General features: G+C 66.7%; 22 protein-coding genes. 7 read left to right on the forward strand and 15 right to left on the reverse strand.

The annotated features are described in order from the left end of the window. Positions 1-97: 97 nt before the first annotated feature. From lhgO to AC5JDC_RS09960, 9 genes are all read right to left on the reverse strand, one after another. Entirely contained in the window at positions 98-1,297 is a 1,200-nt protein-coding gene (gene lhgO / locus AC5JDC_RS09920) for an L-2-hydroxyglutarate oxidase (RefSeq protein ID WP_495841219.1), read from the reverse strand. A 15-nt stretch (positions 1,298-1,312) separates the two neighbouring features. Then, the gene (locus tag AC5JDC_RS09925; protein ID WP_106773257.1) at positions 1,313-2,821 is read right to left on the reverse strand and encodes a tripartite tricarboxylate transporter permease; all 1,509 of its coding nucleotides are present in this window, start codon (positions 2,819-2,821) and stop codon (positions 1,313-1,315) included. Positions 2,822-2,846: 25 nt separating this feature from the next. Further along, complete coding sequence (locus AC5JDC_RS09930) at positions 2,847-3,314, reverse strand: tripartite tricarboxylate transporter TctB family protein (protein WP_495841220.1); 468 nt, start codon at positions 3,312-3,314, stop codon at positions 2,847-2,849. Between the two features lie 59 nt (positions 3,315-3,373). After that, on the reverse strand, positions 3,374-4,354 hold the full coding sequence (locus tag AC5JDC_RS09935) for a tripartite tricarboxylate transporter substrate binding protein (RefSeq protein WP_495841221.1): 981 nt from the start codon (positions 4,352-4,354) through the stop codon (positions 3,374-3,376). Positions 4,355-4,427: 73 nt separating this feature from the next. Then, a complete protein-coding gene (locus AC5JDC_RS09940) occupies positions 4,428-5,600 on the reverse strand; it encodes a mandelate racemase/muconate lactonizing enzyme family protein (RefSeq protein WP_495841222.1) in 1,173 nt (390 codons plus the stop codon). A 25-nt stretch (positions 5,601-5,625) separates the two neighbouring features. Beyond that, on the reverse strand, positions 5,626-6,303 hold the full coding sequence (locus AC5JDC_RS09945; RefSeq protein ID WP_106773261.1) for a GntR family transcriptional regulator: 678 nt from the start codon (positions 6,301-6,303) through the stop codon (positions 5,626-5,628). After that, positions 6,300-7,421: an Ldh family oxidoreductase gene (locus AC5JDC_RS09950; RefSeq protein WP_495841223.1), complete on the reverse strand. Its 1,122-nt coding sequence runs from the start codon at positions 7,419-7,421 to the stop codon at positions 6,300-6,302. Before AC5JDC_RS09950 ends, AC5JDC_RS09945 begins: the two co-directional genes overlap by 4 nt. A 262-nt stretch (positions 7,422-7,683) precedes the next feature. Beyond that, a complete protein-coding gene (locus tag AC5JDC_RS09955; protein ID WP_495841224.1) occupies positions 7,684-10,857 on the reverse strand; it encodes an efflux RND transporter permease subunit in 3,174 nt (1,057 codons plus the stop codon). Continuing rightward, on the reverse strand, positions 10,854-11,960 hold the full coding sequence (locus AC5JDC_RS09960; protein WP_495841225.1) for an efflux RND transporter periplasmic adaptor subunit: 1,107 nt from the start codon (positions 11,958-11,960) through the stop codon (positions 10,854-10,856). Before AC5JDC_RS09960 ends, AC5JDC_RS09955 begins: the two co-directional genes overlap by 4 nt. A gap of 263 nt (positions 11,961-12,223) precedes the next feature. Here AC5JDC_RS09960 and AC5JDC_RS09965 point away from each other — a divergent pair, with 263 nt between their 5' ends. Next, positions 12,224-12,418 carry a hypothetical protein gene (locus tag AC5JDC_RS09965; RefSeq protein WP_495841226.1) on the forward strand — a complete coding sequence of 65 codons (195 nt, stop codon included), beginning with the start codon at positions 12,224-12,226 and terminating at the stop codon, positions 12,416-12,418. A gap of 166 nt (positions 12,419-12,584) precedes the next feature. Here AC5JDC_RS09965 and AC5JDC_RS09970 read toward each other — a convergent pair whose 3' ends face one another. The 4 genes from AC5JDC_RS09970 to AC5JDC_RS09985 all read right to left on the reverse strand — a co-directional run bounded on the left by AC5JDC_RS09970 (position 12,585) and on the right by AC5JDC_RS09985 (position 15,791). Next, positions 12,585-12,815: a hypothetical protein gene (locus tag AC5JDC_RS09970; RefSeq protein WP_106773264.1), complete on the reverse strand. Its 231-nt coding sequence runs from the start codon at positions 12,813-12,815 to the stop codon at positions 12,585-12,587. Positions 12,816-12,936: 121 nt separating this feature from the next. Next, complete coding sequence (locus AC5JDC_RS09975) at positions 12,937-13,146, reverse strand: cold-shock protein (RefSeq protein WP_106773265.1); 210 nt, start codon at positions 13,144-13,146, stop codon at positions 12,937-12,939. A gap of 283 nt (positions 13,147-13,429) precedes the next feature. Continuing rightward, the gene (locus tag AC5JDC_RS09980; protein ID WP_495841227.1) at positions 13,430-14,617 is read right to left on the reverse strand and encodes a Gfo/Idh/MocA family protein; all 1,188 of its coding nucleotides are present in this window, start codon (positions 14,615-14,617) and stop codon (positions 13,430-13,432) included. A 109-nt stretch (positions 14,618-14,726) separates the two neighbouring features. Then, complete coding sequence (locus tag AC5JDC_RS09985) at positions 14,727-15,791, reverse strand: sugar phosphate isomerase/epimerase family protein (protein ID WP_495841228.1); 1,065 nt, start codon at positions 15,789-15,791, stop codon at positions 14,727-14,729. A 372-nt stretch (positions 15,792-16,163) separates the two neighbouring features. Here AC5JDC_RS09985 and AC5JDC_RS09990 point away from each other — a divergent pair, with 372 nt between their 5' ends. The 4 genes from AC5JDC_RS09990 to AC5JDC_RS10005 all read left to right on the forward strand — a co-directional run bounded on the left by AC5JDC_RS09990 (position 16,164) and on the right by AC5JDC_RS10005 (position 20,351). After that, on the forward strand, positions 16,164-17,051 hold the full coding sequence (locus AC5JDC_RS09990; protein ID WP_495841229.1) for a sugar phosphate isomerase/epimerase family protein: 888 nt from the start codon (positions 16,164-16,166) through the stop codon (positions 17,049-17,051). 81 nt (positions 17,052-17,132) lie between these two features. After that, a complete protein-coding gene (locus tag AC5JDC_RS09995; protein ID WP_495841230.1) occupies positions 17,133-18,302 on the forward strand; it encodes a mandelate racemase/muconate lactonizing enzyme family protein in 1,170 nt (389 codons plus the stop codon). 5 nt (positions 18,303-18,307) lie between these two features. After that, the gene (locus AC5JDC_RS10000) at positions 18,308-19,018 is read left to right on the forward strand and encodes a FadR/GntR family transcriptional regulator (RefSeq protein ID WP_106773270.1); all 711 of its coding nucleotides are present in this window, start codon (positions 18,308-18,310) and stop codon (positions 19,016-19,018) included. Between the two features lie 358 nt (positions 19,019-19,376). Continuing rightward, positions 19,377-20,351, forward strand: coding sequence for an NAD(P)-dependent oxidoreductase (locus AC5JDC_RS10005; protein ID WP_495841231.1), 975 nt, complete (start codon positions 19,377-19,379; stop codon positions 20,349-20,351). A 94-nt stretch (positions 20,352-20,445) separates the two neighbouring features. Here the strand turns inward: AC5JDC_RS10005 and AC5JDC_RS10010 are convergent, their stop codons facing one another. Continuing rightward, positions 20,446-21,981 (reverse strand): GMC family oxidoreductase, encoded by a 1,536-nt coding sequence (locus AC5JDC_RS10010; protein WP_495841232.1) that lies wholly within the window; start codon positions 21,979-21,981, stop codon positions 20,446-20,448. Positions 21,982-22,237: 256 nt separating this feature from the next. On the opposite strand from AC5JDC_RS10010, the gene AC5JDC_RS10015 reads away from it, so the two are divergent. Then, positions 22,238-22,687, forward strand: a complete 450-nt coding sequence (locus AC5JDC_RS10015; protein WP_495841233.1) for a DUF2214 family protein — start codon at positions 22,238-22,240, stop codon at positions 22,685-22,687. Here AC5JDC_RS10015 and nth read toward each other — a convergent pair. After that, the gene (gene nth, locus AC5JDC_RS10020; RefSeq protein WP_495841234.1) at positions 22,681-23,460 is read right to left on the reverse strand and encodes an endonuclease III; all 780 of its coding nucleotides are present in this window, start codon (positions 23,458-23,460) and stop codon (positions 22,681-22,683) included. The genes AC5JDC_RS10015 and nth overlap by 7 nt on opposite strands. Positions 23,461-23,482: 22 nt before the next feature. Between nth and AC5JDC_RS10025 the strand changes: the two genes are divergently transcribed. Further along, on the forward strand, positions 23,483-23,977 hold the full coding sequence (locus tag AC5JDC_RS10025; RefSeq protein ID WP_495841235.1) for a DUF2244 domain-containing protein: 495 nt from the start codon (positions 23,483-23,485) through the stop codon (positions 23,975-23,977). Positions 23,978-23,980: the final 3 nt, after the last annotated feature.

A 23,980-nucleotide genomic window follows, 5' to 3' on the forward strand; every position in this document is an offset into this window, starting at 1 on the left:
CGGAAATCCGCATTTTTGCCGCCAGCTGCGGTCCGCGTGAGAAGCGTGGGCAGGTGCATGCTAAAGACCGCCCGTCAAGGCGTTGCAGCCTGCCTGGTCATTGTGACTGCCCCTCGATCCGGTCGACGATCATCCTGGCGATCGGCATGGCGGACGTCGCGGCGGGCGACGGCGCGTTGCAGACATGCAGCTGGCGCGGGCTGTCGAGGAAGAGGAAATCGTGCACCAGCGTGCCGTCGGCGAGTACCGCCTGCGCGCGGATGCCGGCGCCCGGCTGGCCGAGATCCGAAAGCTCGAGCGAGGGACAGTATTTGCGGCACTGCTCCAGGTAGCCGCTGCGGGATATCGAGTTGCGGAACTCGTCCATGCCGGACCTGAGATTCCTGCGGGCCATCTTCCAGAAGCCGCCGAAGGCCAGCATCTGGGCGACGTCGCCGAAGTCGATGCTGCCTTTTGGATAACCCTCGCGATGGAAGCCCAGTACGGCATTGGGCCCGACCGTCACGCGCCCGTCGATCATGCGCGTCAGGTGAATGCCGAGGAACGGCAGATCCGGATCGGGGATCGGGTAGATCAGGTGCCTGACGATCTTCGATTTCGCCTCCGGCAAGGTGTAGTACTCACCACGAAACGGCACGATCTGGTGAGTGGGGCGAAGCCCAGCCAGCTTTGCCAGGCGGTCCGATTGCAGGCCCGCGCAGGCGACGAGCCGCTCGGCACGGACCGCCTCGCCGCGGTCGGTGGTCACCGTCACGCCGGTATCGTCCTCCACGATGCCCGTGACGCGGGTGCCGGTCATCAGCTTCGCGCCGTTCGCCTTGAGACCCTCGGCCAGGGCGTCGCAGATCAGCCTGTAGTTGACGATGCCGGTCGAGGGCACGAGCAGAGCGCCCAGGCCGGCGACGTTCGGTTCGATGGCGCGCAGTCGCGCCGCATCGATCTCCTCGAAGCCGATGCCGTTCTCGGTGGCGCGGCCCTTCAGCGCCTCCATGCGCTCCATCTCGAGCGGGCTGGTGGCGACAAGCAGCTTGCCGCACACCTCGAACGGAATGTTGTTGGCGCGCGCGAAAGCCTTCGTGGCCTCGGCCCCCTCGCGGCAGAGCTTCGCCTTTAGCGAGCCGGGAGCGTAGTAGATGCCGGCATGGATGACGCCGCTGTTGTGGCCGGTCTGGTGCTCGCCGAAGCCCGCCTCCTTTTCGATGACCAGGACGCGGGCGGCCGGATCGCGGGCGAGAATTTCGGAGGCGGTGGCGAGCCCGACGATGCCGCCACCGACGACGCAATATTGAAACGACATGTGCTGCAGGTCCCGTCAGACTTCGGCTTCGTCCGCCGCGATCATCTTGCGCCCCATCAATTTGAGGAACAGCGGGATCAACAGCACGAGCAAGGTGGCGATGAAAAGCCCCAGCGCGATGGGTCGCTCGATGAAGACGAGCAGGTCGCCCTGCGACTGGATCAGCGTGCGGCGGATGTTGCGCTCGAGCAGCGGTCCCAGAACCAGGCCGAGGATCAGCGGTACCGCCGGATAGTCGAGCCTCGCCAGGATGATCCCGGCGCCGCCGGCGACGATGGTCAGCATCACGTTGAAGGCCGAATTGTCGATGGCGAAGACGCCGTAGACGACGATCGCGATGACGATCGGATAGAGATAGGCGGTCGGAATGAACAGCGCGGCCGCCAGCAGGGGCGTCAGCAGCAGCGTCAGGAACACCAGCGCCAGGTTGCCGAGCGCGAAGGAACCGAACACCGACCAGACGAATTCTGGATTCTCGGTGAACAGCATCGGACCGGGCTGCAGGCCGATCATGATCAACCCGCCCATCATCACCGCCGTGGTCGCCGAGCCCGGAATGCCGAGCGTGAACAGCGGGATCATCGCGCCGTAGGACGCCGAGTTATTGGCCGCCTCCGGCGCCGCGACGCCTTCGACGATGCCGGTGCCATATTTCTCCGGCGTCGCCGATATGCGCTTGGCAAGCGCATAGGACAGCATCGTCGCCGCCGAGGCGCCGACGCCGGGAAGGACGCCCACGAAGAAGCCGAGCACCGAGCCTTGCAGCAGCTGCCAGCGTGTCCGGACGGCGTCCGAGATGCGCGGCAACAGCGAGGCGAAGGTGTATTTGGCCACCGGCTTGTCTACATTCACCTCAAGCGACATGAAGATGGCGGCAAGCCCGAACAGACCGACGGCGACGATCGAGAAGTCGAGTCCGTCGAACAGGTTCATCGAGCCGGCCGTATAGCGCGGCAAGGCGGAAATGGGATCGAGCCCCACCATCCCCAGCCAGAAGCCCAGCGCCAGCGCCACGAAACCCTTGAAGACGTTGCGGCCGCCGAGCACGCTGAGCAGCGACAGGGCAAAACACATCATCGCCGTCATCTCGGTCGGGCCGAAGGCGAGCGCGTAGCCGGATACCGGCACCGAAAGGGCCACCAGCCCGGCGATGCCGAGAAGACCGCCGACGAAGGATGCGAAGACGCTGGTCCCGAGGGCGCGGCCCGCTTCTCCCTTCTGCGCCATCGGATAGCCGTCGAGGACGGTCATCACAGATGGCGCATCGCCTGGAATGCCGAGCAGGATCGACGTGATGGCGCCGCCGAACATCGAGCCGTAATAGACGCCACCCAGGCAGGCGATCGCCGCGACGCCGCCGAAGCCTGCCGCCACCGGCAGCATGATAGCCACGCCGGCCGTCGGACCAAGGCCAGGAAGCGCGCCGATCAGCAAGCCGACGACCGCGCCAAGTATGGTGCAGGCAAAGATTCCCGGATCGGTAGCAGCGAGAATTCCATCCCACAGCAGGGCAAGCGTTTCCATCGCGATTCCTCCCTCGCGTGACCGATTAGAAGCCGAACACGCTCTTGGGGATCGGCACGCCCAGGAGATTCTGGAACAGCAGCAGAAGAACGATCGGCGTCAGCACCGACACGGCCGCCAGCCTGACGAAGAAACGCGGACCGGATTCGGTCCGCAGGACCAGACCGATCCCCGCCATCGCCAGCATGGTGGCGATGGTCATGCCGAGATACGGAATCGCCCAGACGGCGACGAGCAGCGCCACGATCACGGCCGCGGCCTTCGCCGCCTCGCGGCCCGACATGCCGGCGCCAAGCTTCTCGAGCCCGCCCAGCGCGCGGTAGAGATTGACCGCGCTGAGCAGCGCGATCGCCGAACCGACGATGATCGGAAGGAGCCCCGCGCCAGGCGTGGTGCCCTGCATCGCGCCATAGCCGATGCCCGTGTAGACCAGCCAAAGACCGAAAATCACCAGCAGCGCGGCGACCAGCTGGTCGAGCCGTTGAATGCTCATCGCTTTCCTCCTCCCTATGGATGGGGAGCCGCCGCGTCGGGCGGCTCCCGCGCAAGTCATTATTGGATGAGGCCGAGATCCTTCATCATCGTCTCGTAGCGCGCGTTGGTGCGCTCGAGCACGTCCTTGAAGCCCTCCGCGTCGACGTAGTCAGGGACGTCGTAGAAGCGATCGATATACTGCTTTTTCCACTGCTCGCTGGTCGCGACTTTCTCCAGCACGCCCTCCCAGTAGGTCACGACCTCCTGCGGCACGTCGGCAGGCATGACCAGCCCCCGCAACTGGGTATGGACAATGTCGCCGTAGCCCAGTTCCTTGAAGGTCGGAATGTCGGGGAAGGCCGGCGAGCGCTCGGCCGAGGTGATCGCCAGCGGCCGCAGCTTGCCGGCCGTCATCTGCGTCATCGCCTCGGACGGGTTGAGAAAGCCGACATTGACATGGCCGCCGAGCAGCGCCGCCATCACCTCGCCCTCCCCGTCGAACGGCACCGAGTCGATCTGGATGCCGAGCGCGTTGGATGTCATCTTGGCCAGCAGTGCCGCGTCGGAGACGACGCCCGTGGTGCCGGTGGTGAAGCGTGGCGTCTTCTTCAGGTCGTCGAGCTTCTGGTACTCGCTGGAAGACGGGACGACCATGATGTACGGCGACTGGGCGATCGCAGCGAGGGGCGTGAAGTCCTTGTAGCTTACCGGCGAGCCGCCAAGCAGCGGCGTCGTGAAGAAGCTGACGCTGACGGTTGCCAGATAATGGGGATTGCCTTTCTCCTTCGCGACGGCGCTGTAGCCGATCGCACCGGAGCCGCCGGTGCGGTTCTCGGGCAGGATCTTCACCGGGATCAGCTTCATCTCCTCGATCACGCCGGCGATGGTGCGGGCCAGCGTGTCGCTGCCACCGCCGGCGCCGAACGGGATGATCATGGTGATGTCCCTCTCCGGGTAGTCGGCAGCCGCCCCAGGGGTGACGGCAAGGGCCGCGGCCGCGAGCAGGCCTAGGCCGGCGACACGGCCGCGGCCGATAAGATTGCAGAGTCCGTAGGTCATGGTTCGTTTCCTCCCAGTTTAAATTGGATCGCGCCGGGACCGCCGGCCGTCCGGCGGTCCCGCGCCGCGTTCGTCAGGCGCGCTTGTTCTCAATGGTTTCGCGCAACAGGTAGCCGTGCGCGTCACGGCCGGTGAACTGGCTGCCCTTGGGATCCATGACCCGACCGTCCTTCAGCGCCTCGTAGTTAGGCGTGAAGCCGAGGCCCGGCGCGTCGGGGATCGTCATCTTGCCGTTCACCGGGTCGGGGGTGCCGTGGAAGAAATGCTTGCCGGTCATCCACATGCCGTAGTGGAATTCGACCGGGCCGCCATTCATCACGCCCGCCAGGATATGCATGTTGAAGATCGGCCAGCCGCCGCCATTTGCCAACGGCAGGTTGAAGGCCTGGGCGAGATGCGCCGCCTTGAGGGCTTCCGTGTAGCCGCCATTGTAAAGGACGTTCGGCTGCAGCACGTCGACCGCATGGTGGACGACGAGTTCGCGGAAGCGCCAGCGATTGCCTTCCATCTGGCCGGCGGCGATCGGCACCTTGACGCGGTTGCGCAGGTCGGCCAGCGCGCGCGCGTCGTTCTGCTGGATGGGCTCTTCGAACCACTTCAGGTTCGCGTCCTCCACGGCCTTCGCCAGCATGAAGGCGTCATGCGGGTTGAAGTAGCAGTTGGCGTCGATCATGAGATCGACGTCCGGGCCGATCGCCTCGCGGGCGGCATAGACGCGGCGCACGTCGTCCTTCCAGGTGCGGGTCGGCTCGCCGCCGACGACCATCTTCAGCATGGTGTGTCCGTCGGCCAGGAACTTCCTGGCATAGTCGGCGATCTGCTGCTCGTCGAAGAACGGGTAGCCGAAGGTCGCGTAGGTGTAGGCTTCGCGGGAATAGCCGCCCAGCAGCTCCGAAACCGACTTGCCGACGATCTTGCCCTGGATGTCCCACAGCGCGATGTCGATCGCCGAGAGGGCGTTGGAGATGACGCCGGTGTAGGCGCGGTTGTTGAGCTGCTTCCAGATCCTGGAATGGATCGCCTCGGTGTGGAACACATCCATGCCCTTGATCAGCGGGAAGATGTGGTCCTCGATGCAGGGCATGGTCGACCAGGGCAGGAACTGGCCGGTGCAGCCAAGGCCTTTGACGCCCGTGTCGGTCTCGACCTCGACGAAGACGAACATGCGGGATTCGATGGATTCGCCGATGCCGGGCAGGTCGATCTCGTGGCGATGCAGGCTGGCGGTGATGTTTGCGATTTTCAAGTGAGGTCTCCCTGGGATGGATGGATCATGTGGCGGCCGCGACGGACGCCGCATTTTCGATGGATGCCTTCCAGCGTGCCTTGCCGTTGAGGACATGCTCGAGCCCGCGCTGCCGAGCGAGCTCGGCGTCGCCGCGCTCGATCGCCTCGGCGATGCTGCGATGCTCCAGATTGGTCTGCTCCGGCGATGACAGCGACCGCCGCAGGAAATGGGTTTCCCGGATCAGGTCGTTGTAGACGCGACGCGCGCAGGAATGGTCGGCGATGCGGCCGATCAGATCGTGAAACGCAAGGTTGATCTCGTAGTAGCGCGCGATCCTGCCGGCGGCGATCGCCGCATCCATGTCGGTGATCAGGCGGTTGAGCTTCGCCGCTTCGGCTCCGGTACGCCGTTCCGCTGCCTGCGCGCACATCAGGCCGGTGAGCAGCGAGCGCACGTCGTAGTTTTCGGCGATCTCGCGGTGGGACATTTCGCGGACGAAGACGCCGCGCGCCGGAATGAAGACGAGAAGACCGGCCTCGACCAGCGCCCGCGTCGCCTCCCGCACCGGCGCTCGGCTCACGGCCATCTGCCCGGCAAGCACCGCCTCCTTGATCCTGCTGCCGGGCTGCATGTCTCCCGTGAGGATCATCCGTTCGATTTCACTGTAGACGCGAGCGCTCAGGCTTTCGGATCGTTCAATCGGTCTTGCTGCAAATGTCACGTGTTCGCCCCCGGTTCACTGTCGCCAGTCAACTGTAAACTGTCGACAGAATCAACGGGCGAAAGCACCCAGTCGGCGCCGCATTCCTGCGCTATCCGATGGAGACGGCGGTGCAGGCCGGGCCCGATCGGAATTCCGGTCTTCTCACGCTCGGCGCGGACCTTGCGCTCGGGGTCGCCGGCCACCTGGACGGGCTTCGCCGGGTCCACCGGCGGCGTTGCGCGCAGGTCGTCGCAGAAGCGGGCTACATCGGCGCGGAAATCCGCAATCGGCCGGAACAGGGCGGGATTGATGGCCATGAAGAAGTGACCGACATCGAGGCCCCATGGCTGTTTCGAGTGGTTAGGATCGGTGATCAGCGTGGAGCCGGACAGGCACGAGGCGAGGATGTTGACCATCGCGGCCAGCCCGTAACCCTTGTAGCCGGCGCTCTCCGCCGCGCCACCCAGCGGCGACAGGAAGCCTCCCTCCATCACCGCCTTCGGGTCGAGCGTCGGCACGCCCTTGCCGTCCATGCCCCAGCCCGGCGGCATGAGTTGGCCTTCGACGATCTTGTTGCGGACCTTGCCGGACGCCACGGTCGTCGTGGCCATGTCGAGCACGAAAGGCCGGCCGGGCTCGGCGGGGGCGGCGAAGGACCACGGGTCGGTACCGAAGCGGGCCGCCGCGCCGCCGGTCGGGGGAACGCGGATGCCGAATACGCTGGTGGCGGCGATGCCGATCAGATCGTGATCGGTGGCCTTGGTGGTGAAGTAGCCCAGCGCGCCGAAATGACCGGAATTGCGGACCGACACCACCCCGACGCCGGCTGCCGTCGCCTTGGCGATCGCGGTTTCCATGGCCCGTATGGCGGGATCGTGGCCGAGGCCGCCGTCTCCGTCGAGCAGGGCGCTGACCGCCGTCTCCTGCACGAGCACGGGCTTCGACTGGAAGTTGATCGGCCTCGTCTGCCGCCGTTCGTTGTATTCGACCAACAACGCGATGCCATGGCTCTCGAGGCCATGAAGATCGGCCCAGGCCAGCACGTCCGCCGATTTCCCGGCCTTCTCCGCAGGCATGCCCCAGGCGCGGAAAATGCTCATCGCCTGACGGCGGTGCGTCTCGAAATCATGCCTCATCCTGACCTCCCGCGAAGGCTGCGACATGATCGGCAGCCATCGACGATCAAGGATAAGAATTTGACCGGTCGAAAAACAATGTCAGCTTCGATTGATTCAAACGATAGTTTTTCTTGACCTCGCGGGTCGGCGGCGCGCGATGATTTTCCTCGCGCACCAATGGCGCAAGTACCCTGTTCCCGCTGAGACAGAAGGCTGCCGGATCAGGGAGTCTCGCGGTCCAATTCGGCGGCCAGCGCAGCCCATGACCGGCCCGTCGGCGCTATCGGCCGTCCGCGGCCTCCTCGACCGCTTCGGCGCGGGGCGACGGTGCCACCGGCTTCTTGCGCGAGGCGCGCCAATCCTCGAAGCGCTGGAGGACGACGAAGAACGACGGCACGAACAGCACCGCCAGGCAAACCGAGGCGGTCATGCCGCTGACCACGGTGACGCCGATCGAGCGGCGGGCACTCGCGCCGGCGCCGGTGGCGAAAACCAGCGGCAGCACGCCGAGGATGAAGGCGAAGGAGGTCATCAGGATCGGCCGGAACCGCGCCCGAGCGGCTTCCGCCGCGGCCTCCACGACCGGCATGCCCTTGTGGCGCAGCTCGCGCGCCACCTCGACGATCAGAATGGCATTCTTGGCCGACAGGGCAATCAGCAGGACCAGGCCGATCTGCACATAAAGGTTGATCTCGACGCCCAGCCCCAGCATCACCGCCACGGGGCCTATCAGCGACAACGGCACGGCGAGCAGGACCGAAACCGGCGCGATCCAGCTCTCATACTGCCCGGCCAGCACCAGATAGACCAGCAGCAGCGCCAGCGCGAAGACCAGGTACATCTGGTTTCCGACCAGCTTCTCCTGATAGGAAAGCGCGGTCCAGTCGAAGCCGACGCCCGGCGGCAGCGTCTTTTCGGCGATCTCCTCCATCAGCCGCATCGCCTGGCCCGACGAAAACCCCGGCGCCGGCACGCCGACGAGCGACGCCGAGGGATAGAGATTGTAGAGACTGATCAGCGAAGGGCCTACGCTCGGCGTGACGGTCAGCACCGTGCCCAGCGGGATCATGTCGCCGTTCTTGTTGCGCACGGTCAGATTGCCGATGTCGTCCGGCTTCAGGCGGAACTGCGCGTCGCCCTGCACGTAGATCTGGAAGACCCGTCCGAACTTGTTGAACTGGTCGACATAGGTCGAGCCGAGATAGCTCGCCAGCGTAGAGAACACCGCGTCCGTGGTCAGGCCCAGGTTCTCGACCTTCTCGCGGTCGACCTCGACCCGGTACTGCGGCACGCTGGCGCGGAACGGCGCCGATATCCGCTGGATGCCGGACTGGGTCTCGGCGGCAAGCACCATGGCGTTCACCGAGCGCTGCAGCTTGCCGAAATCAAAGCTGCCGTCGCGGACCTCGATCTGCATGGTGAAGCCGCCTGCATTGCCGATGCCCTGGATCGGCGGCGGCGGCAGGACCAGGACGCGCGCGTCCTGGACCGCCTCCAAGCTCTTGCTCAACGTGGCATAGAGCGCGGGAAGGGACTCGGCCTTGCCGCGCTCGCTCCAGTCGTCGAACATGATGTAGGCGATGCCGGCATTGGCCAGCGTCGAGCTGTTGTCGAGCGCCGAGACGCCAGCGATGGTGATCACCTGGCGGACGCCGGGGATCGGCCTGGCGATCTGCTCGACCTGCTGCATCGCCGCCTGCGTGCGCCCGAGTGCGGCGCCGTCGGGAAGCTGCACGGCGGCCAGCACATAACCCTGGTCCTCGATCGGCAGGAAGCCGGTCGCCGCCCGCGACATGCCGTAGCCGGCCAAGCCGATGATCGCCAGCGCGATGAGCACCATCGGCACGCTGTGGCGGGCCATGGAGCCGATCAGCCGGGCATAGCCGTTCTCCAGGCGCTGATAGAGCGCGTTGAAGCCCCGATAGAAGGCGTTGCGCCGCTCCATCGGAACTGAGGGCCTGAGCCACAGGGCGCATTGGGTGGGCTTCAGCGTCGCCGCGTTGACGGCGCTGAGCAGGGCGGTGGCAGCGATGACCAGCGCGAACTGCGCATACATCTGGCCGGTGAGGCCGGGCAGGAAGGAGGCCGGCAGGAACACCGCCATCAGCACCAGCGTGATGCCGACGATCGGCGCGAACAGAGCGTCCATCGCGGCAATGGCGGCGTCGTGGCCGGACATGCCGCGATCGATGTTGTGGGCGGCTCCCTCGACGACGATGATGGCGTCGTCGACGACGATGCCGATGGCGAGCACGATGGCGAACAGCGTCGACAGGTTGATCGAAAAGCCCATTGCCGCCATCGCCGCGAAGGCGCCGATGATCGTCACCGGAACCGTCGTCGCCGGCACCAGCATGGCCCGCCAGTCCTGCAGGAACAGCAGGATGACGATCAGCACCAGGACCGCCGCCTCGATCAGCGTCTTGTAGACCTCGCCGATGGCCTGGCTGACGAACACGGTGGTGTCGAACGGGATGTCATGGGCGATGCCCTGCGGAAACTCGGCGGCGAGCTGGTCCATCTTGGCGCCGACGGCCTTGGCGACATCGAGCGCATTGGCATCGGGCGACTGGAAGATCGCCAGTCCGGCGGCCTGCTGGCCGTCGAGGTTGAACACCTGGCCGTAGGTCTGGGCGCCGAGCTCGACGCGGCCGATGTCGCGCACGCGCGTCAGTTCCGCATTGCCGCCGGACTTGACGATGACGCCGGCGAACTGATCGGGATCGTCGAGGCGGCTCGAAACGTCGATCGTGTACTGGAAGGACTGGCCGTCGGGGGTGGGCGGCATGCCGACCTGACCGGCCGTGACTTGCTCGCTCTGCTGCTGCAGCGCCTGCACCACATCCTGCGCGGTCAGGCTGCGCACGCGCATCTTCTCGGCGTCCAGCCAGATCCGCATCGAATACTGGCCGGCACCGAAGACGCCGACATTGCCGACACCGGGCAGGCGGGCAATCTCGTCCTTCAGCCGGATGGTGGCATAGTTGCTGAGATACAGGCTGTCGTAGCGGCCGTCCGGCGAGGTCAGCGTCACGATCTGCAGGATGGCGGTCGACTTCTTCTGGACATTGACGCCCTGCACCTGCACCGATTGCGGCAGCGCCGCCATGGCGCTGGAGACGCGGTTCTGCACCAGCACCTGGGCCTGGTCGAGATCGGTGCCGATGGCGAAGGTCACCGTCAGCGAATAGCTGCCGTCGGCGGCCGCGTAGGACTGCATGTAGAGCATGTCCTCGACGCCGTTCACCTGCTGCTCGATCGGCAGCGCCACCGTGTCGATGACGGTGCGGGCGCTAGCGCCGGGATAGCGAGTGGTGACCTGCACCGTGGGCGGCACGACGTTCGGGTATTGCGCCACCGGCAGGTTGATGACCGATACGATGCCGATGACCACCATCAGGATGGCGATGACGTTCGCCAGCACCGGCCGCTCGATGAAGAATTTCGAGATCATTGCGCCGAACCGGCGGACTGGGCGGCGAGGGTCCGCACCTGCGGCTCGACCTTCTGGCCGGGCACCACGTCGAGCAGGCCGGAGACGAGGACGCGATCCTCGGCGGCGACGCCCGCGGTGATCACGCGCAGGTCGCCGACCAGTTGGCCGATCTGCACCGTGCGCTGCTCGACCATGTCGTCCTTGCCGGCTACCAGCACATAGCGCCCGGCCTGATCCGCGCCTATGGCGCGATCGGGAACCAGCAGCATTCCCGGCTCGTTGCCGAGCGGCACGCGGACGCGGACGAAATAGCCGGGCAGAAGCTGGCGGTCGGCATTGGCCAGGACGGCGCGGACGCCGAGCGTGCCGGTCGAGACGTCGACGCTCGGATCGGCATAGTCGAGCAGGCCCTTGTGGGGAAAGCCGGTCTCGGTCTGCAGCCCGACCTCGACCTCGACCTTCTTGAGATCGGCCGGGGTCAGTCCACGCTGCCGCATAGCGGCGCGGATACGCAAGACGTCCTGCTCGCTGATCGTGAAGTTCACGTAGATCGGATCGAGTTGGACGATGCTGGCGAGCACGGTGGCTTCCGCGCCGCCGACGAGCTGTCCCATGGACACCTGCCGTGCGGTGACGATGCCGTCGAACGGCGCCTTCACCTGGGTGTAGCTGAGGTCGAGCGCCGCCTTCTTGGTGTCCGCCTCCGTCTGCCGCTGGCGAGCGGCGTCGGCGTCGCGCTGCGCGGTCGCCTGGTCGAGCGAGGACTGCGGGGAGACGCCCTTCTTCACCAGATCCTGCTGGCGGACGAATTCAGCCTGCGAGTTCTTCGCCGTCGCTTCGGCGCTGGCCTGGGCGCCCTGCGCGTCCTCCAGGGCCAGCTGATAGGGTTCCGGTTCGATGAGGAAGAGGACCGTGCCGGCCTTCACCTCGTCGCCATCCTTGTAGTCGATTTCCTGGATGAAGCCCTGGACGCGCGCCACCAGAGTGGTCGAGTTGACGGCGGTGGTGTTGCCGGTTGCCGTCAGATAGGGCGTGACATCCTGCTTCAACGGCAATGCAACGTCCACCTTAGGCGGCGGCGGCGGCACATAGGTGTTCTGCTCGGTGCAGGCGGCAAGCATCGCCGCCAGAACGACGGCACAGAACCCGCGCGGACCCGCTCTCCTAGCCAGCCGCGTCAAGCCCGATGAGGGGGCTTTCTCCCGGTCCGACGCCCGATCCGCGTCTTCCGGTGCGCAATATTGCTGCGTGATGGAAGCCCCCCTACTCCGTCAATCACAGGAACGCCGAGGAGAGAACTGCTCGACCTCAGGTTTTTCGTTTGACGCTATAGCGATTCCCGTTCGAAGTATAGCTGTCCGGGGAACTCCAAAGGAGGGGTAAGATGTGGGTGAAGGGGAGCACGATGGCCTTGCTCGCCGCCTTGTCCGCAGGGCAGGCCAGCGCCCAGACGGCTGAGGAACGCGGCGCCTGCCCGGGCGTCATCCCAGGCGGCGGCCGGGTGCTCGAGTGCCTCGCCAAGCAGATGGACAAGCTTTCGCCGGCTTGCCAGAAGGTCGTGCAGACGCACATCAAGTAGGACGCCGGATCGATCCTGCCGGAGCCCGGCTATTGCGTCACCGCCGGGGCCGACACGGCCTTCGTCGGAAGGCTGCCGCGTCGATCGTCCGCGCCGGCCGCAGCCAGCGCACCGGCATCCTCTCCCCGCAGCGGAGGAGAATTCGGAAACCCGTGAACGGGACGATCTAAGCCTTCTTCTTCGCCGGCTTGCGCGAACCGCGTTTTTCCGGCGGCGCGTCGACCTGGAGTGCTTCCCTTGCCAGTCGCGCCTGGCGGAGCTTCGCCGTCTTGGCGTCGCGCTTCGCCGCTTCCGTCGCCACAATGGTCCGGGCGGCGCTGTCGGTCACCTCGGCCTTGGTCTCAGCCCTTGAGCGCGACGTCTTCAGCAGGCTCAGCCGCTCGATCGCCTTGGTCATTTTGCCCTCCGTGATGAAGGTTCGTCCTCGAAAACAAAAGGGCCGGGCGCGAGCCCGGCCTTCATCGTCGTGGCGACGATCCGTGCCAGTACATCCGTGGTCACGGATCGGTGCCGAATGGTCAGACGGCCGTGAGGTTCTCGGCCGCGCTCTTGCCAGAGCGGTTGTCCTTGACGATGTCGAAGCTGATCTTCTGCCCTTCGACGATCGTGCGCATGCCGGCGCGCTCGACGGCCGAGATGTGGACGAACACGTCGGCAGCGCCGTCGTCAGGCTGGATAAAGCCGAAGCCTTTGGTGGAATTGAAGAACTTGACGGTTCCGGTGGTCATGACGGCTTCCTTTTCAATTGGTCATGAAACTACGCTCGCCCGGCCGTATGCAGGGCGACGCAATGCAATCGATTTTGAGAGGGAAGATCGTCGGAAGCGCGTTGGCGCCAGAACAAAGTTCGACAAGCAAGATCGATGGGGCATAACTAACCCTTATTCCGATCCAAATCAAGGTATTGCGAAAATATTCCGACGGCGCCACGCCGGACAGCTCTACCCCGGGGGCGGATTCAGCCGGCCCGGGCGCCGCGGCGCCGCGGAAGAAAGCACCGGCGGAAAGGCGTTACAGCTTCGTCCAGGCACCGTTTTTCTTCGAGGATCGGACGCAGGCCTCGACGAAGGCGACGCCCTCGACACCGTCCTGCACGGTCGGGAAGATCACGTCCTTCGGCGGCTTGCCGCCCTTCTTGCGCATGGCGCGAATGGCGCGTGCGGCCTCCGCATAGATGTTGGCGAAGCCTTCGAGATAGCCTTCGGGGTGCCCGGGCGGCACGCGCGTCATCCTGGCCGCCGCCGGGCCGGAGCCGGCGCCGCCGCGGGTGATGAGCTGCCGCGGCTGGCCGAAGGGCGTCCACCACAGATAGTTCGGGTCTGCCTGCGTCCATTCGAGGCCGCCCTTGGTGCCGTAGACCCTGAGCTTCAGGCCGTTCTCGTTGCCGGGCGCCACCTGGCTCGCCCACAGCATGCCCTTGGCGCCCGGCGCCTTGCCGCGCGGCTTGAAGCGCAGCAGCACATGCGCATTGTCGTCGAGTGCCCGGCCGGGCACGAAGGCGTCGAGGTCGGCGGCCAGGCTGTCCAGCTCCAGCCCGGTGACGAAGCGCAGCAGGTTGTAGGCATGCGTGCCGATGTCGCCGGTCGAGCCGCCGGCGCCCGACTGCTTCGGGTCGGTGCGCCAGGCCGCCTGCTTGGAACCGCTGTCCTCGGCCTTTTCGGTCAGCCAGTCCTGGGGATATTCGGCCTGGACGACGCGGATGTCGCCGAGCTGTCCGGACGCCACCATCTCGCGCGCCTGCCGGATCATCGGATAGCCGGTGTAGTTGTGGGTGAGGACGAACAGCTTGCCGCTCTTTTCGGCCAGCGCCGCCAGCTTCTTGGCGTCGGCCAGGGTCGAGGTCAGCGGCTTGTCGCAGATAACGTGGATGCCGGCTTCGAGGAAGGCTTTTGCCGCCGGCCAGTGCATGTGGTTGGGCGTGACGATGGCGACCGCCTCGATGCCGTCCGGGCGCTTCGCCTCGGCCTTGGCCATCTCGGCGAAGGAGCCGTAGCTGCGTTCCGGATCGAGGCCGAGCTCCGCCGCGGAAGCCTTGGCTCGCTCTGGGCTGGAGGACAGCGCGCCGGCCACCAGCTCGAACTCTCCGTCGATACGCGCGGCGATGCGGTGCACCGCGCCGATGAAGGCGCCCTGCCCGCCGCCGACCATGCCGTAACGGATGGGCCCCGAGCCTGATTCGACCTGCCTGCCGGATACCATTGGTGTCTCCCAAATGAGCGAATAGCGAAATAGCGAATAGAGAATAGCGGGTTCGATGCGCGACCGATCGGACGACGTTTCATGTTCGCTATTCGCTACTCCCTAGTCGCTACTCGCTCTCTATACCCATCATCTTCCTGAGCGCCGCCTTGTCGGACTTGCCCTCCGCAAAATCGTCGAAGGCCCGCTCGGTCACCCGGATGATGTGATGCTGGATAAAAGGCGCGCCTTCGGCGGCGCCGTCTTCCGGGTGCTTCAGGCAGCATTCCCACTCCAGCACCGCCCAGGAATCGTAGTCGTAGGCGGCGAGTTTCGAGAAGATGCCGGAAAAATCGACCTGACCGTCGCCGAGCGAGCGGAAGCGGCCGGCACGGTTCACCCAGCCCTGGTAGCCGGAATAGACGCCCTGCCGCCCGTCTGGATTGAACTCGGCGTCCTTCACGTGAAAGGCCTTGATGCGCTCGTGATAGATGTCGATGAAGGCTAGATAGTCGAGCTGCTGCAGCAGGAAGTGCGAGGGGTCGTAGTTGATGTTGCAGCGCCTGTGGCCGCCGACGGCGTCCAAAAACATCTCGAAGGTGGCGCCGTCGAACACGTCCTCGCCGGGATGGATTTCGTAGCCGATGTCGACGCCCGCGTCCTCGTATCTGTCGAGGATCGGCTTCCAGCGCCGGCCGAGTTCGGCGAAGGCCTCCTCGATCAGGCCGGCCGGCCGCTGCGGCCAGGGATAGAGATAGGGGAAGGCGAGCGCGCCGGAGAAGGAAACAGAGGTCTTCAGCCCAAGGTTCTGGGAGGCTTTCGCGCCGAACTCCATCTGCTCGACCGCCCAGGCCTGTCGCGCCTTCGGGTTATTGTGGACCGCGGCGGGCGCGAAGCCGTCGAACTGCGCGTCATAGGCGGGGTGCACGGCGACCAACTGGCCCTGCAGATGGGTGGAGAGCTCGGTGATCTCGACGCCGGCATCGGCGCAGATGCCCTTCACCTCGTCGCAATAGGTCTTCGAGGTCGCCGCCTTCTCCAGGTCGAACAGCCTTCCGTCCCAGGTCGGGATCTGGACGCCCTTGTAGCCGAGCCCGGCCGCCCACTTGGCGATGGCGGGAAGGGAATTGAACGGGGCGGCGTCACCCGCGAACTGGGCCAGAAATATCGCCGGGCCCTTCATCGTCTTGGCCATCTGTCTCCTCCTGGATCGCGGCCGCATCCTAGGCATTTCCGCCGCAGCCGCAAGGCTTCGAGGGGAACAGCGACCGCGGTTGGTCTTCGTCGCTCTGGTCATACCAAATCTGAAAACGAGGTCAAGGCCGCGCCGGACGCATGGCAGTGCGTCACTCTGCTTGCAGATCGCCCATTTTTGTAGTGTTTTCATAAACATGTTCTGCATCCCCTTGCTCGACCTGCACCTTCTTGCGACCGGAAGGCAAATGGGCTAGAAATCTTCTAAAGCCCAATTGGTCGAACCAGTTTGCGAAAAAGACTGGACGGCCTTGCGGGAGGAAACGGCTCCGCGCGGCGGAGCGAATTCAAGGCAGGACTGGAGACCTGGATCATGCATCTTTCGACGCACAACTGGATGCGCGCCGAGCCGCTGGAGGTAACGCTGAAGCGCATCAAGCGGTTCGGCTACGAGTCTATCGAGATTTCCGGCGAGCCGGAGCAGTACAAGACCGGCGAGACGCGGGCCTTGCTCAAGGAGCACGACATCCGCTGCTGGGGCGCGGTCACGCTGATGCTGGGCGAGCGCAATCTTGCCGCCAGGGACCAGGGTCAACGCGAGCGCTCGGTGCAGTATGTCAAGGACGTGCTCACCATGGTGAGCGAGCTCGACGGCGAGATCATCACCCTGGTGCCGGCGACGGTGGGCAAGGTGGTGCCGGACGGCACCGAGGAGGAGGAGTGGAGCTGGGTGGTCGACGCCACCCGCGAGTGTTTCGGCCATGCCAGAAAGGTCGGGGTGCGGATCGCGGTCGAGCCGCTGAACCGCTTCGAGACCTACCTGTTCAATCGCGGCGAGCAGGCGCTGGCGCTGGCCGACGCGGTGTCGCCCGAATGCGGCGTCTGCCTCGACGCCTATCACCTCAACATGGAGGAGTTCGACGTCCACGAGGCGATCCGCAAGGTCGGCAAGCGGCTGTTCGACTTCCATGTGGCCGACAACAACCGCTTCGCGGCGGGGCTCGGCACCATCGACTGGAAGCGGATCGTCGGGACGCTCAGGGAGATCGGCTATGACGGCGCGCTGACCAACGAGTTCGTGGCGCCGGTCGACCGCACCCCGGCCGCCCGCTATCCCGACATGGTCGAGCGCAACCCCGTCGACATCTCGCCGGAACAGCTGAAGTTCATCCAGGACCACGGTTCCAGCCTGCTCACCGAGACATTCTATACCGACCAGATGCGCATCACAGCAGAGACGCTGCTGCCGCTGATCAAGTAGCGCGCGTCTCGCCGCGCCGGCCGCCACCGGGGGGCGGTGGCCGGCGCGAGCCTCTTCCTCGCAACAGGCAACGGACACCGCATGCGCATCAAGAAGACACAGGCCTGGTGGGTACGCATCCCCATAGAAGCCGCGCGCCAGCACCGCAGCGACTTCGGACAGGTCCGGACCTTCGACGCGGCGATCCTGCGCATCGAGACCGAGGACGGCCTGGTCGGCTGGGGAGAAGGCAAGAACGCCGCCGGCAGCGCCGGCTCCTACGGCGCGCTGGTGCACATGCTCAACCACGAGATCGGGCCGATGCTGGTCGGCCGCAACGCCGGCGACATCGGACCGATCTGGGACATGCTCTACAACGGCAGCCGCGCCGAGACGGCGGCCAGGCAAGGCCACGCCATGCCGCAGATCGCGCGGCGCGGCATGACGATCGCCGCCATCAGCGCCATCGACATCGCGCTGTGGGACATTCTGGGAAAACATCTCGGCCAGCCGGTGTGGCAGCTCCTCGGCGGCCGCAAGGCCGACCGGCTGCCGGCCTATGCCTCCGGCGGCTGGGCGCCGGCCGAGGCGATCGGAGAGCAACTCAAATCCTACATCGACGCCGGCGGGTTCGGGGCGGTGAAGATGCGGGTGGGGGCGATGGACGGCGCGCCGCACATTTCCGCGGCGCGCGTCCGCGCCGCCCGGCAGGCGCTCGGCGACGGCGTCGACATCATGGTCGACGCGCACGGCACCTATACGGTGGCCGAGGCCAGGCGCTTCGTCGCGCTGGTTTCCGACTGCAACCTCGCCTGGTTCGAGGAACCGGTGATCGCCGACGACAAGGCGGGCATGGCGGAGGTGCGGGCCGCCGGCCCGGTGCCGATCGCCGCCGGCGAGAGCGAGGCCACCCGCTGGGATTTCCGCGATCTCGCCGTGCTCAAGGCCGCCGACATCTTCCAGCCCGACCCGGCCTTCTGCGGCGGCATCAGCGAGGCAATGAAGATCGGGGCATTGGCGAGTGCCTTCAACCTGCGTTTCGCACCGCATCTGTGGGCCGGCGCGCCTTGCTTTTTCGCCGGGCTGCATCTATGCGCGGCCTCGCCGGCGAGCTTCACCGTCGAATATTCGCTCGGCGCCAACCCGATGATCCACGACCTCGTCGAGGAGACGGTCGAGGCGAAGGACGGAATGGTCGCCATTCCGGACAAGCCGGGGCTCGGGTTCACCGTGTCGGAGAAATTCCTGGAGGCGCACGCCCAGCGCGGCTGATCGAAATGAAGGAAAAGGATCTCCTCGCGGAACTGGCCGCCTACCTCTACAGTTATTCCAACGCCGATACCGGCCGCACCCCCTCGGAGCGCGAACTGGCCGAGCATTTTTGTGTGAGCCGCGGCCAGATCCGCGAGACGCTGGCCGTGCTGGAGGCGATGCGCATCGTCGAGCGGCGGGCCAAGTCCGGCATCTATCTCACCACCAACCAGGCGAGCGTCGAGGCGATGGCGCTGTTCGCCAAGGCCGGCGTGCCGCTCGATCCGATCCAGATCTACGAGACGGTCGAACTGCGCAAGATCCATGAGATCAAGGCGGCGGAGCTGGCCTGCAGCAGGGCCACAGAGGAGAATTTCGAGCGGTTGCGCGAAATTCTCGCCGCCTCCGAGGCGCGGCTGGCGGCGGGCGAGGCGCTGGCGCGCGAGGACCGGGATTTCCATCTGGAGATCGTGAGGGCAACGCAGAACAGCGTCTTCCACAAGGTCTGCAGCGTCTACTACCTGATGGGCGAGCACCGGCTGCCGGTCTATTTCAAGGATCCCGAGCGCGGCCGCCGCTCGCATGCCGAGCACCTGCAGATCTTCGACGCGCTGCTGCGTCGCGACGGCAATCTGGCGCAGGCGCTGATGAGCGCGCATCTGCAGGGCGCGGAAAGCTACTGGAAGGGCCTGATCAGCGGCACCGCAGAGCCGATCAAGACGCCGGAAACGGTGTGATGTGCCGGCTGGGGCACTTGCACATGAAACCCGCTGCGAAACCGAGCCGCCTCTTACCTCCACGCCCAACCCCTCCCCACAAGGCGGACGGGGACTTTGCGGCCGCTGTGCCGGCCAGAACGGTCGACGACTGGCGCCTGGTTGAGACGAAAGCCCCTCCCCACAAGGGCGAGGGGCGCCGGTCAGGGGTGGAGGTAGCCGTCGCCCTGGCGAGCCGGCCGGCCGATGTGAGGGTCTTGTCCATGCGTCGTTCGGAGCTCGCCCGGGCCGGTCTTGTCCGCCGCTTTCTCGGGCCTGACGAGCCTCGAAAGGCGCACCTCTTCGCGCGTCGGGCGCTCCCAGTCGCGAGCAGCCGGCCATGGCGGTGATCCTGTCCACCCATGCGCTGCATCCGCGCGCCACCGCCATGCTGGAGCGGGCGGGCAAACTCAGGATCGCCTCTGCGCTTGATACCGACACGCTCGTCCGGGAAACGCACGACGCGGCCGTGATCATCGTCAGGGCGCCGCTTCCGTCCGAAATCTTCGTCGGCACGCATGGTATCCGCGCCGCGATCCGCCACGGCGCCGGGCTCGACATGATCCCGGTGGAGGCCGCCACGGAGGCGGGCGTGCTGGTCGCCAACGTGCCCGGCGTCAACGCCCGCTCGGTCGCCGAGCATGTGCTGTTCGTCACCCTGGCGCTGCTGCGGCGTTTTCGCGCCATCGACCGCGATCTCCGCGACGGCGGCTGGCTTGCCGGCCGCGACCATGCCAACGCGGCGCGCGAGCTTGCCGGACGGACGATCGGCATCGTCGGCATGGGCGCGGTCGGGCGGCAGGTCGCGGCGAACGCGCATCACGGCTTCGGCCTTGCCGTGCTCGGCAACAGCCGCAGCGGCGCCGGTTTTCCCGATTTTGTGCGCCCCGTCGCGATCGACGAACTGGTGGCGCAGAGCGACATCGTCGTGCTCGCCTGCCCGCTGACACCCGAGACGACCGGGCTGATGAACCGCCGGCGCATCCTCTCGATGCGGCCGGACGCCATCCTGGTGAACGTGTCGCGCGGGGCGGTCGTCGACGACGAGGCACTGATCGCGGCGCTGCGCGAGGGTCGGCTCGCCGGAGCGGCGCTCGACGTGTTCAAGACCCAGCCGCTGCCCGCCGACCACCCTTACCTCGGCTTCGACAATGTGATCGTCACGCCGCACCTGGCGGGGATCACCGAGGAGAGCATGATGGCGATGGGCGTCGGCGCGGCAGAGGAGGCGGTGCGGGTGCTGTCCGGCGCGCTGCCGGTCAACCTGCGCAATCCCGACGTTTTGGAGCGCTACCGGGCCCGGTTTCCCGTCTAGCCAGCCGCCGGCATAACCTCTCCGGCGTGCCGACCGACGAGCCGCGCCAGGCTAACCGGGACGGCGGGGGCGGGACCGGGTCAGATGGTGGCCGTTACGGCCGGTCCGTCCATCCCGCGGCGAAGGTCTCGGCGATCGCCAGCACCGCCGCATGCACCGGGCCGGATGGGATCGTCGGCATCACCGAGGCGTCGACGATAGAGAGATTGTCGAGCCCGTTGAACTTCAGCGCCGGGTCGACCACAGCTTCTGTGTCGGCACCCATGCGGCACGTCCCGACGGGATGGTGATGGGTGATCGCCGCCTTCGCAATGAACGCATCGATCTCGGCGGCGGTCCGTACACCCGGCCCGGGAAGCAGCTCGTCGGCTTTCCAGTCATCGAGCGCCGGCGCCGATCCGACTTCCCGGGCGACCTCGAAGGCACGGCGGAAGGTCAGGCGATCGTGCTCGGTCTCCATATAGGCCGGATCGATGAGCGGCCGGTCGGAAAGTTCCGGCCCGCCGATCGCCAGAAAGCCGCGGCTGGTCGGATGGGTGACGCCGAACAGCAGGGTGTAGGCGAAGCCCGGCGCGATCGGCGCGAAGCTCTCGGAGACGGAAGGGCCGGTGACGCAGCCGAGCACGATGTCGGGCGCGCCGTCCGGCCGCGTGACGTCGGCGGCGTTGAGATACATCAGCGATTCGGAATGCTGCAGCCTCGTCGGCGGCACCGGTCGGCTCGAGCGGTAGACGTTGCCGGCGCCGAGCAGATGGTCGTGCAGGTTGCGGCCGACCTCGGGGACCGCCAGCCGGCAGGCGACGCCGGCCCGCCGCAGCGTCTCGGGATCGCCGATCCCGGACCGCTGCAGCAGCAGCGGCGAGCCTATGGCGCCGGCGCAGAGCACGATCTCGCCGCCCGATACGATCTCGCCGCCGCCGCCGCGGGTGACGGCGACGCCGGCGGCGCGATCGCCCTCCAGCACCAGGCGGTGCACCAGCAGGCCGGTCAGGATGGCGAGGTTGGGCCGGGCGCGCACGGCGGCGGTCAGATAGGCGTCGGCGGCGCTGACACGGCGGCCGTCGCGGATGGTGAGCGCATTCGGCGCGGTGCCGTTGAGGCGCCGGCCGTTGTGGTCGCCGAGCGCCGGCACGCCACGCTGCGATCCGGCTTCCATATAGGCGCGCACCACCGGATTGACCTCTTCGCCTGGCAGCCAGACGGCAAGCGGGCCGTCGCCGCCATGCAGCTCGGAGCCGCCGCCGGAAAAGCGCTCGCTGCGCCGGAAGGCCAGCAGCAGCCCGTCATAGGACCAGTTGCGCGTGCCGGTCGCCTCCGCCCAGGCCTCGAAATCGTCGGGATGGCCGCGCACATGCGCCATGGCGTGCAGGCAGCTCGATCCGCCGACGACGCGGCCGCGCGGCCAGGCATGCACCCGCCCAGCCGTGCCGGCCTGCGACACCGTCTCAAAGGCCCAGTCGTAGTCGCGGCCCTGGATGAACGGCCACATGGACGGTTTGGCGATGTCCGGATCCGTCGGCTCGAGGCCGGCCTCAATCAGCGCCACGCGGCGGTCGGGATTCTCGCTCAGCCGCGCCGCCAGCACGGACCCAGCCGACCCCCCGCCGATGATGACCACGTCGAACCGCATGCCGCATGCCCCGTCCACTGATTCCAGGGGGCATTGTTAGAGCCTGCCCGGCCGAAGCGCCATGCGCCATCGCGTCGGCATCGGAGCGAGGTCGATTTCGCGGAATGCGGCGCAGGCACGGAGTCTCGGAACCGGGGCGCCCGGGCGAAGCAAGTCGCAGGACCCATCGATCGGGGCTCGCTGCCCTCCCGCCTTGCGCCTTGACACGCCAACGGCCGCGACTTAATCTTGACATTGTCAACATACGGAGCGCGCCATGGACGACCTGCTGCTCGACCTCGTTCTGGCGATCGCCCATCATTTCCTGGCGTTCCTGCTCGCCGCGCTCATCGCCGTCGAGTTGGCGCTTGTCCGGCCCGGTCTGGGAACGGTTGATCTTGCGCGCCTCGGCCGTGTCGATTCGGCCTATGGCGGCGTCGCCATGCTGCTGATCCTGGTGGGCATCGGCCGCGTCGTCTGGGGGCTGAAGGGCTGGGAGTACTACGTCTACTACCCAGTCTTCTGGATGAAGATGGCGGCCTTCGTGGCGATCGGGCTATTGTCCATAGGGCCGACGCGCCGCATCGTCGCCTGGCGCCGCGCCGGCCTGGCCACGGTGCCCGACGCCGAGGTCTCGCGCCTGCGCGGCTGGCTCAAGGCCGAGGCGGCGTTCCTGGCGCTGGTGCTGGTGTTCGCCGCGTCGATGGCGCGCGGTGTGGGCTACTGAGCGGCTTGCAACCCGCCGGTCGCCCCGATCTCGACCAGCGGTGCGGGCACCGACGTCGTCTTCTCCGGTGATTTGCACAGGTCGGCGATCACGCAGCGCGGGCAATCGGGTTTGCGCGCCTTGCAGACATAGCGGCCGTGCAGGATCAGCCAGTGATGGGCATGGCGCATGTATTGCGGCGGGATGATTTTCACCAGCCCGGCCTCGACCTGCTCCGGCGTCTTGCCGGGCGCCAGCAGGATGCGGTTGCCGATGCGGAAGATATGCGTGTCGACCGCCATGGTCGGCTGGCCGAAGGCCATGTTGAGCACGACGTTCGCCGTCTTGCGGCCGACGCCGGGCAGCGCCGTCAGCGCCTCGCGGTCGTCCGGCACGGCGCCGCCATGGTCGCGGACCAGCGCCTGCGACAGCGCGATCACGTTCCTGGCCTTGCCGCGCCACAGGCCGATGGTGCGAATGTACCGTCCTACCTCCCCCTCGCCTAGCGCCACCATCTGTTCCGGCGTGTCGGCCACCGCGAACAAGGGCCGCGTCGCCTTGTTGACGCCGGCATCCGTCGCCTGCGCCGACAGCACCACGGCTACCAGCAGCGTGAAGGCGTTGACGTGCTCGAGCTCGCCCTTCGGCTCCGGCCGCTGCACCGAAAAGCGGCGGAATATCTCGTGCACCTCCTCCGGCCGGTAAGCCGGGCGAGCCCGCATCGGCCGGGACTTTGCCTTCGCCGGGCCGACCGCCGGACGCGCTGCGGCGCTTTTTGCCTTGGGGTTTTTCATGCGCCCTCTATAATTGCGGGCGATGGACGACACAAACGCCATGCGGGATGCCGACGAGCCGTTCTTCCGGGCGCTGCTCACGCCGCACCGGTCGCTCGGGCGCACCGGCTTCGCGATCCTCATGGGCGCGCTGCTGTTCGGCTGGCTGGCCACCGGCGCCTTCTTCCTGTCGAAGGGCGCCTGGCCGGTGTTCGGCTTCTTCGGCCTCGACGTGCTGCTGGTCTATATCGCCTTCCGCATGAACTATCGCGCCGCCCGCGCCCGCGAGGAGGTGTCGGTGTCGCGCACCCGCCTCGACATCAGGAAGACCGCGCCCTCGGGACGCAGCGAAGCGCACCGCTTCAACCCGTTCTGGGCCCGCTTCGCGGTTGCCCGCCACCGGGAGATCGGCATCACCGGCATGGCCGTGGAGGGACAGGGCAAGAGCGTGCCTATCGGCTCCTTCCTCAACCCCGACGACCGCGAGAGCTTTGCCGCGGCGTTTTCGCGGGCGCTGGCGACCGCCAAGGCGCGCTAGTCA

The organism is Kumtagia sp., from assembly GCF_059502445.1.